Raw genomic sequence first — 10,865 nt, forward strand, 5'->3', positions numbered from 1 at the left:
GAGCATTCCGCTAGGGTTGGTCCCGAGAGGCGGTGTGTCCGCCGGTGAGGGTTAAGCTCGGAGCGGCAGGCATGAATTCACGGGCGTGCGCGGTGGTGATCGGCGGCGGGGTGGTCGGGGTCTCGACGCTCTATCACCTGGCGAAAAAGGGCTGGACCGACAGCGTCCTGATCGAACGCAAGGAATTGACCTCGGGCTCGACCTGGCACGCGGCCGGGCTCCTGCCGCTGTTCAATATGAGCTATTCGGTTGGCCAGCTGCACAAATATTCGGTGCGCTTCTACCGCGAGCTTCAGGAGGAGACCGGCATGAATGTCGGCTTCTCCAATGTGAGCAACATCCGTCTCGCCCGCACCAAGGACCGCTGGGACGAGTATATGTATTATGCCGGGGTTGCCGAGACGCTCGGCGTGCCGGTGAAACTGCTCAGCCCCGACGAGTTGAAGGAAGTCTGGCCGCTCTGCGAGACCGATGGCATCCTCGGAGCGCTACAGCATCCCGAAGACGGCTATATCCAGCCGGCGGACCTGACCCAGGCGCTGGCCAAGGGCGCCCGCGATTTCGGCGCCACCATCCACCGCAACACCGCCGTCACAGCCATCGAACAACTCGCCTCCGGCGAGTGGAAGATCACCACCGACAAGGGCGAGATCGTCGCCGAACACGTCATCTCGGCGACCGGAAACTTTGCCCGGCGGACCGGCGCGATGGTCGGGCTCGCCGTGCCGGTCATCCCGGTCGAGCACCAATACATCGTCACCGAGCCGCATCCCGCCATCGTCGAGCGCAAGCGCCAGGGCCTGCCGGAGATGGGAGTCCTGCGTGAGAGCGATTCCTCCTGGTACATGCGCGAGGAGAACGGCGGCCTCATTCTCGGCCCCTACGAGGTCGGCGCGCCCTGCTGCTATCTCGACGGACCCGACAAGGAGAGCGAGTACGAACTGTTCCAGGAGGATCTGGACCGCCTGATGCCGCATATCGAGACCGCGATCGCGCGTGTGCCGGCGTTTGGCGAGGTCGGTATCAAGAAGGTCTATAACGGCGCCATCGCCTATACGCCCGACGGCTCGCCCATCGTCGGCCCGGCGCCGGGCCTGAAGAACTTCTGGCTCAACGAGGGCCATTCCTTCGGCATCACCGCGGCCGGCGGAGCCGGCTGGCAGATCGCCGAATGGATCGTCGACGGCGAACCGACCGTCGACATGATCGGCGTCGATCCGCGCCGTTTCGGACCTTACGCGGGCGAGGGCTATCTCCGCGCCAAGAACGAGGAGGCCTATGCCAACGTCTTCTCCGTCCACTACCCCGATGAGGAACGCGCCGCCGCGCGGCCGTTGAAGACCTCGCCTTCCTATGAGCGTCAGAAGGCGCTCGGCGCGGTGTTCGGGTCGGTCTATGGCTGGGAGCGGGCGAACTGGTTCGCGCCGGACGGCTACGCGGTGCCGGAGGCCGAACTCGACGTCGGCGCCGATGTCCTGATGAAGCACAACCACGCGCCGGTCGATCACACCGGTCGGATTCGCGAACGCTGGTCGTTCCGCCGCTCGAACTATTTCGAGCCGGTCGGCGACGAGGTGAGGGCGGTGCATGAGGGAGTGGGCCTGCTCGACATGACGCCCTTCGCCAAGGCCGTCGTCACCGGGCCGGGCGCCGCGAGTTGGCTCGACGGCCTTCTCGCCAACCGCATCCCGAAAAAGACGGGCCGCATCGCGCTGTGCCATCTGCTGACGCCGGCAGGCGGCGTGCGCTCGGAGTTCACCGTCTTCAAGGCCGGTGAGCAGAGCTATTATCTCGTATCCGGCGGCGGTTATGAATCCATCGACCACGACATCCTGCAAAAGGCGCTGCCGGACGACGGCAGCGTTCAGATGTATCCGGCCACGACACGCCTCGGCGTCCTGGTGATCGCCGGGCCGCGCTCGCGCGATGTTCTCGCCAAGCTGACGCGCACGGATCTCACCAACGCGGCGTTTCCCTGGCTGACCGGCCAACGCATCTCGGTCGGGCCGGTTCGCCTCGACGCGCTGCGGGTCAATTTCGTCGGCGAGCTTGGCTGGGAGTTGCACCACCCGATCGAAATGCAGAACGCGCTCTACGACATGTTGTTGGAGGCCGGCGCGGAGTTCGGAATCCGGCCCTTCGGCATCCGGGCGATGGGCAGCATGGCGCTGGAAAAATCCTATCGCCAATTGCCGCGCGAACTCTCCATCGAATACAATGCGTTCGAGTCCGGTCTTGAGAGATTCGTTCATCCAAACAAGGGCGACTTCATCGGCCGTGACGCGGTGGTCAAGGCGCGCGAGGCCGGTCTGCGCTGGCAGTTCGCGACGCTTGAAGTCCATGACGTCGGCGACGCGGACGCGCGCGGCTCGGAGCCGATCTACGCCGACGGGGAACTGGTCGGCCGGGCGACGAATGGCGGCTACGGCTGGCGGGTTGGCAAGAGCCTGGCGCTGGCCATGCTGAAGCCGGAACACGCGGGCGAGGGGACGCGGCTCCAGATCAAGATCCTCGGTACGCTGCATGACGCGACCGTGGTCGGCGAGAGCCCGTTCGATCCGAACAATGAGCGGCTGCGCGGATAAGCACAGGCACTCTCGCGGTCGGACCGGATAGTCCGGCAGGTGCACAGGTCGGGCGGATCGTGACAATTTTTTGTCTTGCGCGATGGCGCAATTGGCGTGACGATTTCGTCATGCGCTGCCGACTCGTCGCCTTCGTCGCTGTCTTCCTCCTCGCGGTCATCGCGGGGATAGATGGCTTTGCGTCGGCGACGGCGCAACTGCGTAGCCTTGGCGACTTGGGTACAAACGACCAACGGGCACCACAAGAAGGCCAGAAAGTTGACGTCGAACTCGTCCTCGCGGTCGATGTCTCATGGTCGATGGATCATGGCGAGCAGGAGATCCAGCGGGAAGGATATGCCGCGGCATTCCGTAGCGAGCCGGTCCAGCGAGCGATCATGGAAGGCGGCTACGGCCGGGTCGCGGTTACCTATATAGAGTGGGCCGGGATGTTCTCCCAATCGATCCTCGTGCCGTGGACGCTGATCGATTCCAAGGCGAGCGCTGAAGCGTTCGCCTATCGTCTGGCAAGCGAGGAGCCGGAGCGCCAGCGGCGAACCTCCATCGCATCCGCGCTCGATTTCATCGCGCCACTGTTCGATCGCAACGGCTTCGATGGTCGCCGGCGTGTCGTCGACATTTCCGGCGATGGACCGAACAATCAGGGGCGCATGGTCACCGCCGCGCGCGATGCGGCGGTCGCCCGCGGCATCACGATCAACGGCCTGCCGCTGATGACGTCAGGCGGCGGCTTCGGCTGGAGTTCGATCCCCGATCTCGACCGCTATTATACGAACTGTGTGATCGGGGGACCCTCGGCCTTCATCATCCCGGTCAACGATTGGTCGCAGTTTCCCGAGGCGGTGCGCCGTAAACTGGTGCTCGAACTCGCCGGCAACTGGCCCGACGATCAAGCGAATGACCCAGCAACCGTTATTCCAGCGCAGAACGCCTCGGCCGCCGACTGTCTGATCGGCGAACGGCTGTGGCAACAGCGCCAGCAACGTTGGATCGAGGATTTCCAGTAGGGCAGGGCCGGGGGAGGCGCCCCCGATCAGGCCGGAGATGGCGCGGCGCGTCCGGCCCGTTCCTGCTGCGGCGAGCGCGAATAGAGTTCGCGGTAGCATTTGGAAAAATGCGACGCGGAGACGAAACCGCTGGCGACGGCGATCTCGACGATCGGCAGTTGCGATTGCATCAGCAGGTGCCGGGCTCGATCGAGCCGAATCTCCAGATAGTAACGCGCTGGCGAGCGGCCCATCTCCTTGTCGAAGAGACGCTCGACCTGCCGGCGGGAGAGGCCGACGGCGCGGGCGATCTCGACCAGCGACAGCGGATCGGAGAGATTGGCTTCCATGATTTCGATCACCCGCAGAACCTTGGCATGTTGAACGCCGAGCCGCGCGCGCAGCGGCAGTCGCTGCCGGTCCTGCGGGCCGCGCACTCTGTCGGTCAGCGCCTGCTCGCAGACCCGGTTGACCACGTCCTCGCCTTGGTCCTCGCCGATCAGGGCGAGCATCATGTCGAGTGAGGCCGTGCCGCCGGCGCAAGTGTAGATGTTGTGGTCGATCTCGAAGAGATCGGCATAGACGTCGGCGCGCGGGAAGGCTTCGGCAAAGCCCGGCATGTTCTCCCAATGGATGGCGCAGCGGCGGTCGGCGAGGAGACCCGCCCGCGCGAGAATCCAGGCGGCGGTGCACAGGCCGCCGACAGAGATGCCGCGCTGATGGGCCTCGCGCAGATAGGAGAAGGCCGCCTTGTCGGAGAAATCCTCGACCAATACGCCGGAGCAGGCGAAGACCATGGATGGCCGTCTTTCGCCGGGCAGCGCCCGGCGCTCAGCCTCCACGGAACTTGTCACCGCCACTTCGACGCCGTTCGACGCGCGCACCGGCGCGCCGTCGGTCGAGGCGAGGCGCCAGCGATAAATCTCGCGGTCAACGATGCGGTTGGCGATCCGCAGCGGCTCGATCGCGGTCGCGAAGGCGATCATGGAGAAATTCGGAACGAGCAGAAACACGATGGTCCGCTTGGGCGCGGCCTCGCTCATCGTATCGTCAATTCTGGTCGTTTGGCCGCTCCCAAAGCGCGGCTGACCAGTCGGGGCTGACGCGATCCTCATCGGCAAATGCCTCCGACCCTAACGCGACCGGCGATGGTCTCGCTTCCACGACATTGCGACCACGCGGTCGAATCGCGCGAGATTGCGCGGGATTGTTTCCGCGCGCAAGCGACGTCTTTCACTTTCAGGCCGGAGCATAGCCAAATTGTCGGTGGGCTGATTATCCCGGCAGATCGTCTTCGGGATTGCCGCTGTCATATTCGAGCAGCAGTCGGTCGGCGCGGCCTTGGGCATCGACGCCGAGGCGTCGCCTGACACATCTGCTGCGAAAGGCGGCGTCCATGAGCTCGGATTCGCTCATTCCCAGATGAGCCACGAGATGCAGGAGCGTACGTTTGCCCTGACCGCCGCCAGCCGTCTTTTCGTCGCGCTGATACTGCTCGAGGCGCAGACGCTTCTGACGGCGTTCCCACACGTATCGACCAAAAGCCCATACCGCGACCGTCGCCGTGAGGATTGCCGCGATATTCGACAATGCTCCCAGCAGGGTCATGGCAAAAGCCTCATCGCTACTCTACTTCTTGCGGGCCTTGCGAGCGGCGTATTTGGCGTCGCGGGCCGCCTTGCGGGCGGCTTCGTCGGCGACCATCTGCGCCATCGGCCGGTTTTTCTCGGCCTTGGCGGCTTCTTCCGCGGCCAGGCGCTCGGCTTCCTTCTCGGCCTTGCGAGCGGCTGCCTCGCGGGCTTTGGCTTCGGCCTCGGCGCGCTTCTTGGCCTGACGCTCCTCGCGAGCCGCGACGATGGCGGCGCGCTCGGCGCGGCGGGCTTCGGCGGCGGGGTCGTTCTGCTTCGCCTTCATCTTTTCGAGAAGGGCGGCTTTCGCTTCTTGCGCGGCTGTGCGGCGTTCGACGAAATCCGCACCCTTGGGTTTCAAAACTGACATGGACCAATCGTAATTCGTGGAAAAGGGTTCGCTCGCTCGTTTTTCGGGCGTCGACGCCTTGGGGGATAAGCCGCCAGCGGCGCCGCGTCAATCGCAACGGTCTGGTTCAGCGGGGAGGGCGACCGCCGCGACGGCGCCGGGGCGCGTCACCTTCGGCTTCGCCGGAGCGCCGGATCGGCCGGCCCTCGGCATCGCGGTTGGGCAGCCTCTGCACCTTGACCAGTTCGGGATAGGCGTCGCGCTTGTTCGGAAACGCCATGGCGGCGACGAAATGATCCTGGAAGGCGGGCTCCAGCGCGGTCTCGACCTTCTGGATGCGCTTGACCACCGCCTCGATCTCGCGGCGATAGGACCGGTTCAACAGCGCCATGCGCGCGCCGGCGCCTGCCGCATTGCCCACCGAGCCACATTTTTCCACGTTACAATCGGGCACCAGACCCAGGACCATGGCGTATTTCGGCTCGATGAAGGAACCGAAGGCGCCGGCCAGCGCGATGCGGTCGATCGTGCCGGACTCACCAGCAGCGCCGAACTTGTCGATCAGCAGCTTGATGCCGGCGTAAAGCGCCGCCTTGGCGAGCTGGATGGCGCGCACGTCGGTTTGCAGGATGCTGATCGTCCGTCCGGGCATTGCGTGGAGGACATAGGCGAAGGTGCGCCCCTCCGGGACAATGCGGGACGAGCGGGCGGCAAGCGATCCGTCGATGATTCCGTCTTCGGTGATGATGCCGGCGAGAAACATTTCCGCGATCACCTCGATGATACCGGAGCCGCAAATGCCAGTGACGCCGGTCGATTGCGCGGCGGCGGCAAAGCCCGGATCGTCGGACCAGCCATCCACCCCGATGATCTTGAAGCGGGGCTCCAGCGTCTCCGGATCAATGCGAACGCGCTCGATGGCGCCCGGCGCGGCACGCTGCCCGGAGGAAATTTCTGCGCCTTCGAAGGCCGGACCGGTCGGCGAGGAAGCGGCCAGAAGCCGCTGCCGGTTGCCGAGCACGATTTCGGCATTGGTGCCGACATCGACGACGAGCATCGTCTCGTCCTGGCGATGCGGGCCTTCCGAGAGCGTGACGGCCGCCGCGTCCGCGCCGACATGGCCGGCAATGCAGGGCAGGAGATAGGCGCGGGCCGCCGGATGCAGGCTGAGATCGAGGTCGCTGGCCGGCACGGCCAGAGCGCCCGACACGGCCAGCGCGAAGGGCGCCTGGCCGAGTTCGGTGGGATCGATGCCGAGGAAGAGATGATGCATGATCGGATTGCCGACGAAGACGCAATCCATGATGTCGGCCGTGTCTACGTTGGTTTCGGTCGCGACCTCCTCGACCAGCCTCTGGATCGCCTCGCGCACCGCCTTGGTCATTTCCGGCCGGCCACCGGGGTTCATCATCACATAGGAGACGCGGCTCATCAGATCCTCGCCGAAGCGGATCTGCGGGTTGGGCGTGCCGGCCGAGGCAATGGTCGCGCCCGACAAGAGCGACGACAGATGCAGCGCGATCGTCGTCGAGCCGATATCGACGGCGATGCCGTAGGCCTCGTTCTTGAGACCGGAATAGAGTCCCATCAGGCGTGGGCGTTCGTCGTCGCGATCCTGGGCGATTGCGCAGGTGACCTTCCAGGCGCCGTCGCGCAGCGTCTTCTGGACATGGGGAAGAATCCCCGGATCGACGATCGGCGCCGAGATGCCCCAATCCTTTTCCAGCGCCACGAAAATGCGATCGAGATCGCCCAGCGGCGCGTGCATGTCGGGCTCGACGACCTCGACGTAAAGCAGCCTGATCGCCGGGTCGCGCGGAAATTCGCGCGTGTCGACCGCCTTGCGGACCACCGCCGCGTTGACCGCCATGTCGGACGGCAGGTCGATTACGAGGTCGCCTTCGATTGTGGTGGAGCAGGAGAGCCGGCGGCCGGGCTTCAGGCCGCGTTTGGCGGCATAGCGCTCTTCCTTGGCCGACCAGGCCGAGAGGTGATCGGCCGCCGAGGTGATCTTGTGCTTGGCGAAGATACCCTCGGCGACCTCGATCTGGCAGCGGCCGCAAATGCCGCGCCCCCCGCAGACGCTCTCGACATAGACGCCGAGCGAACGCGCCGCCTCGATGACCAGCGTGCCTTTCGCGAAGCGGCCGCGCTGGCCGGACGGCATGAACAGGACGAGGGGATCTTGCTGGGTCATCGTGCCGCCATCAGCCTGGAACCGTGCTGGCCCTCGCCCTTCGAGGCTCGCTGCGCTCGCGCCTCAGGATGAGGGCGCTGTCGGCCGCGGCTTTGCAAAGCGCCTCATGGGTCACTTCGACAATCTCTTGCGATTGGCGCGCACGCGCTTGGCATAGGGTTTCAGGCCGGCGGACAGGATCGCGTCGCCATGGTTGGAATGGCTGCCGCGTCCCGTTACGGCGCCGAGCGTGGCCTCGGTGACGGCTGCCATCGCGGCCATATTCATGGCGACGAGCGATTCGCCCGCCGCTTGCATCTTCTCGCCGACCATGCGCGACATCTCATCGCGGTCCGTGGCCGTCGGGGAAGCGGCCGACATCCAGAATTGCATCATGCGGTTGCCGATCACGAAGGGTGACAGCATCATCAGCGTCGACATTTCGGAGCTGCTCTTGGGAGCAACGGAAAGCGACAGGCGGCGGCGGGTCATCAAGCGAATTCCTTTCGGGGTGTCCCATCGGTTGGGACTGTCCCGCGAGAAACGTTCGGCGACACCAAACAGTCGCAGCGGCGGCCAAGTTTATTTCGCACTTGCGAAAAGAATGGCGCCGGTCGCGGACGATCCGTGTCCGTCGACGCGGTGCTAGCCGGGCCGCCGGCCTCCATCAGGACTGCGCCATCCGGGCTTCCCGACCGCCGCGCCGCCGGCCGCTGCCGGATGGCGTGGCCGCGGAACTGGCTGCGACCATCGTCGCGGCTGGCTGGACATCGCGGTAGCTGCGAATCCAGGTTCCGCAGGACGGATCGTTGCCCATCAAAACGTTGGCGGCGCGAACCGCCTCCATCTCCTGCGGCCGGCAGGGGTTCATGATCGCCGAAGTCATGCCGGCGGCAATCGCCATCGGCAAGAAGGCGGCGTTGATGCCGTGGCGGTGCGGCAGGCCGAACGAGATATTGGAGGCGCCGCAACTGGTGTTTACGCCGAGCTCCTCGCGCAGGCGACGCACCAGCGCGAAGACCTGCCGGCCCGCCGTGCCCATCGCGCCGATCGGCATGACCAGCGGGTCGACGACGATGTCGCACGGCTTGATGCCGTAGTCGGCGGCATGCCGGACGATTTTCCTGGCCACCTCAAAACGCACGTCCGGATCTTCGGAAATGCCGGTTTCGTCGTTGGAGATGGCGACGACCGGCACGTCGTATTTCTTGATCAGGGGCAGGATCGCCTCGAGCTTTTCCAGCTCCCCGGTGACGGAATTGACCAAGGGCCGCCCCTCGGCGACCTCCAGCGCTGCCCGGATGGCGGAGGACACCGAGGAATCGATCGAGATCGGCAGATCGGTGAGGCTTTGGACGAGGCGGATGGTCTGAACCAGCAGCGGCGGCTCTGAGACATTCGGGTCGACAGCGGTGACCCCGGCATTCACGTCGAGCATGGTCGCGCCCGCGGCAACCTGTTCCAGCACGTCCCTGGTGACGGTGTCGAAATTGCCGGCGACCATTTCGGCGGCGAGCTTCTTGCGCCCGGTCGGATTGATCCGCTCGCCGATGACGCAGAATGGTTCGTCGAAGCCGATCACGATCTCCCTCTTGGCGGAGGCGACGACGGTACGGGTCATGGGCGGTCTTTCCGGTGAAGGGGGCTGAAGGAGGATTCGGTTCGGCTGGCGCTCAGCCGTGCTGGCGCTTGATGTCGCGGCTGAAGGACGAGGCCTGGTTTGGCCAGGAGGCGCGTTCGGTCAGCCACTCGGCGGATTTCACCAGACCGCCGAAGGGAAAGACATGAATCTGCCGGACGGGCGAGTCCAGCGTCGCCTGCCAATGCCGCTCGATCGGCCCGACCACAGCTTCCGGCGAATGGGTCGTGGCGAGCGCGGTCAGCGCCAACGCCCGTTTCTTCAGGAAGGCGACGGAGTTGCCGACACCGCACATCGCGGCGTATTTGATCAGCGTGGTGATCTTGGCGGGTCCGGCGACGCCCAAATGGATCGGCAGGCCGATGCCAGCTTCCTTGATGGCCAGCGACCAGTTGATGAACTCGTCCGCATCGAAACCGAACTGGGTAACGATGCGCATATGCGCCCCGGTGCGCTCGCCGAAATCGCGTTTGAGCCGCAACGCCTCTTCGGCGGTCGCGGCCGAGAAGTCGGGCGAGCCCTCGGGATGGCCGGCGACACCGACATCGCGGATTCCGTAGCGGTCGAAGAGGCCGCTCTCCAGAATCTCCATGGTCGAGGTGAACGGTCCGGCCGGACGATCGAGGCCGCCACCGATCACCAGCATGTCGTCGACGCCGGCCTCTTCGGCATAGGCCCGGATACGGGTCTCCAATTCGTCGCGACTGCGGATGCGGCGCGCCGGAATATGCGGGACCGGCGCATAGCCGAGGTCGGAAATTCGTTTTACCGCGCGGATGAAATCCTTGACGGAGTCGACGCCGACATCGGTCAGATAGACCTTGGTTCCGGCGGGAAACAGATCGGGCAGCTCGCGCGAATCCAGCGCCTGCTTGGGAGCGACTTCGATCGAGGCGGGGATATGATGCCGCGGCAACGGCAGATCCTGTATCATGGCTCGCGCCCCTCGTTTGCGACCAGCGCCGCGAGGCGGTCCCGGTCGTAGCGTTGATCGAGTTCGGACAATCTGTTCGTGGCCTCGGCTTCGAGGTCGTCCGCTTCGCAGGCCGCGCTTTCGCGCCGCCATTCGGCGAGATAGGCCTCGGAATCCTGGGCGCCGACGCGCATGGCGCAGCGGTCGATCGCCTCGATGAAGCGTATCGGCAATTCGCGACGCGCCGCCTTGCGTCCCTGGCGGACGATCACCTGGGCGGGAATATCCCGCCAATAGACGATTTGCGTTTCGGCCATGCCGCATCTCCCACGCCCGGCAATGTGCCGGGAGACGCTGTCGGAGGATATGCCGGACGCGACGACGCGCGGCGGCTTTGCGACATTCGGCGCCTGACGGGCGATCTGGAGAATTTTTTGAGGATCGGGAGCGATCGTTCGACCGCATCGACGCATCCGCTGCTTAGAGCGTCAGGCGATTAATCTGCAACATAGCCAGCGGCCTTGAGGTAGTTCCAACATTCTTCGGGCTCGAACAGGTCGCAGATGTTGCCGACTGCACGCCAGAGATC

Annotated in this window: 10 protein-coding genes; 2 read left to right on the forward strand and 8 right to left on the reverse strand. The window is 65.2% G+C overall.

The genetic code is table 11. From position 1 onward, the window contains the following. The first annotated feature begins 71 nt into the window (after positions 1 to 71). Both VSX60_RS15190 and VSX60_RS15195 read left to right on the forward strand, forming a co-directional pair. Complete coding sequence (locus VSX60_RS15190) at positions 72 to 2,585, forward strand: GcvT family protein (protein ID WP_327625099.1); 2,514 nt, start codon at positions 72 to 74, stop codon at positions 2,583 to 2,585. A gap of 110 nt (positions 2,586 to 2,695) precedes the next feature. Further along, positions 2,696 to 3,592: a DUF1194 domain-containing protein gene (locus VSX60_RS15195; RefSeq protein ID WP_327625100.1), complete on the forward strand. Its 897-nt coding sequence runs from the start codon at positions 2,696 to 2,698 to the stop codon at positions 3,590 to 3,592. Between the two features lie 26 nt (positions 3,593 to 3,618). Here VSX60_RS15195 and VSX60_RS15200 read toward each other — a convergent pair whose 3' ends face one another. The 8 genes from VSX60_RS15200 to VSX60_RS15235 all read right to left on the reverse strand — a co-directional run bounded on the left by VSX60_RS15200 (position 3,619) and on the right by VSX60_RS15235 (position 10,593). Next, a complete protein-coding gene (locus VSX60_RS15200) occupies positions 3,619 to 4,614 on the reverse strand; it encodes a GlxA family transcriptional regulator (protein ID WP_327625101.1) in 996 nt (331 codons plus the stop codon). A 232-nt stretch (positions 4,615 to 4,846) separates the two neighbouring features. Further along, positions 4,847 to 5,179 carry a hypothetical protein gene (locus VSX60_RS15205; protein WP_327625102.1) on the reverse strand — a complete coding sequence of 111 codons (333 nt, stop codon included), beginning with the start codon at positions 5,177 to 5,179 and terminating at the stop codon, positions 4,847 to 4,849. Between the two features lie 21 nt (positions 5,180 to 5,200). After that, entirely contained in the window at positions 5,201 to 5,569 is a 369-nt protein-coding gene (locus VSX60_RS15210; RefSeq protein WP_327625103.1) for a DUF6481 family protein, read from the reverse strand. A gap of 106 nt (positions 5,570 to 5,675) precedes the next feature. Further along, positions 5,676 to 7,745 carry an ASKHA domain-containing protein gene (locus VSX60_RS15215; RefSeq protein WP_327625104.1) on the reverse strand — a complete coding sequence of 690 codons (2,070 nt, stop codon included), beginning with the start codon at positions 7,743 to 7,745 and terminating at the stop codon, positions 5,676 to 5,678. A gap of 111 nt (positions 7,746 to 7,856) precedes the next feature. Next, positions 7,857 to 8,216 (reverse strand): hypothetical protein, encoded by a 360-nt coding sequence (locus VSX60_RS15220; RefSeq protein ID WP_327625105.1) that lies wholly within the window; start codon positions 8,214 to 8,216, stop codon positions 7,857 to 7,859. A gap of 175 nt (positions 8,217 to 8,391) precedes the next feature. Next, complete coding sequence (locus VSX60_RS15225; RefSeq protein ID WP_327625106.1) at positions 8,392 to 9,345, reverse strand: methyltetrahydrofolate cobalamin methyltransferase; 954 nt, start codon at positions 9,343 to 9,345, stop codon at positions 8,392 to 8,394. A 52-nt stretch (positions 9,346 to 9,397) separates the two neighbouring features. After that, the gene (locus VSX60_RS15230; RefSeq protein WP_327625107.1) at positions 9,398 to 10,297 is read right to left on the reverse strand and encodes a methylenetetrahydrofolate reductase; all 900 of its coding nucleotides are present in this window, start codon (positions 10,295 to 10,297) and stop codon (positions 9,398 to 9,400) included. Further along, entirely contained in the window at positions 10,294 to 10,593 is a 300-nt protein-coding gene (locus tag VSX60_RS15235; protein WP_327625108.1) for a virulence factor, read from the reverse strand. Before VSX60_RS15235 ends, VSX60_RS15230 begins: the two co-directional genes overlap by 4 nt. Between the last annotated feature and the right edge of the window lie 272 nt (positions 10,594 to 10,865).

The organism is Aurantimonas sp. A3-2-R12, from assembly GCF_036016755.1.
Classification (GTDB): domain Bacteria; phylum Pseudomonadota; class Alphaproteobacteria; order Rhizobiales; family Rhizobiaceae; genus Aurantimonas; species Aurantimonas coralicida_A.

Bases quoted from the DNA above. Each gene is read 5' to 3' on its own strand.
- VSX60_RS15190 (WP_327625099.1), top strand. From the start codon at position 72: ATGAATTCACGGGCGTGCGCGGTGGTGATCGGCGGCGGGGTGGTCGGG.
- VSX60_RS15195 (WP_327625100.1), top strand. From the start codon at position 2,696: ATGCGCTGCCGACTCGTCGCCTTCGTCGCTGTCTTCCTCCTCGCGGTC.
- VSX60_RS15200 (WP_327625101.1), bottom strand. From the start codon at position 4,614: ATGAGCGAGGCCGCGCCCAAGCGGACCATCGTGTTTCTGCTCGTTCCG.
- VSX60_RS15205 (WP_327625102.1), bottom strand. From the start codon at position 5,179: ATGACCCTGCTGGGAGCATTGTCGAATATCGCGGCAATCCTCACGGCG.
- VSX60_RS15210 (WP_327625103.1), bottom strand. From the start codon at position 5,569: ATGTCAGTTTTGAAACCCAAGGGTGCGGATTTCGTCGAACGCCGCACA.
- VSX60_RS15215 (WP_327625104.1), bottom strand. From the start codon at position 7,745: ATGACCCAGCAAGATCCCCTCGTCCTGTTCATGCCGTCCGGCCAGCGC.
- VSX60_RS15220 (WP_327625105.1), bottom strand. From the start codon at position 8,216: ATGACCCGCCGCCGCCTGTCGCTTTCCGTTGCTCCCAAGAGCAGCTCC.
- VSX60_RS15225 (WP_327625106.1), bottom strand. From the start codon at position 9,345: ATGACCCGTACCGTCGTCGCCTCCGCCAAGAGGGAGATCGTGATCGGC.
- VSX60_RS15230 (WP_327625107.1), bottom strand. From the start codon at position 10,297: ATGATACAGGATCTGCCGTTGCCGCGGCATCATATCCCCGCCTCGATC.
- VSX60_RS15235 (WP_327625108.1), bottom strand. From the start codon at position 10,593: ATGGCCGAAACGCAAATCGTCTATTGGCGGGATATTCCCGCCCAGGTG.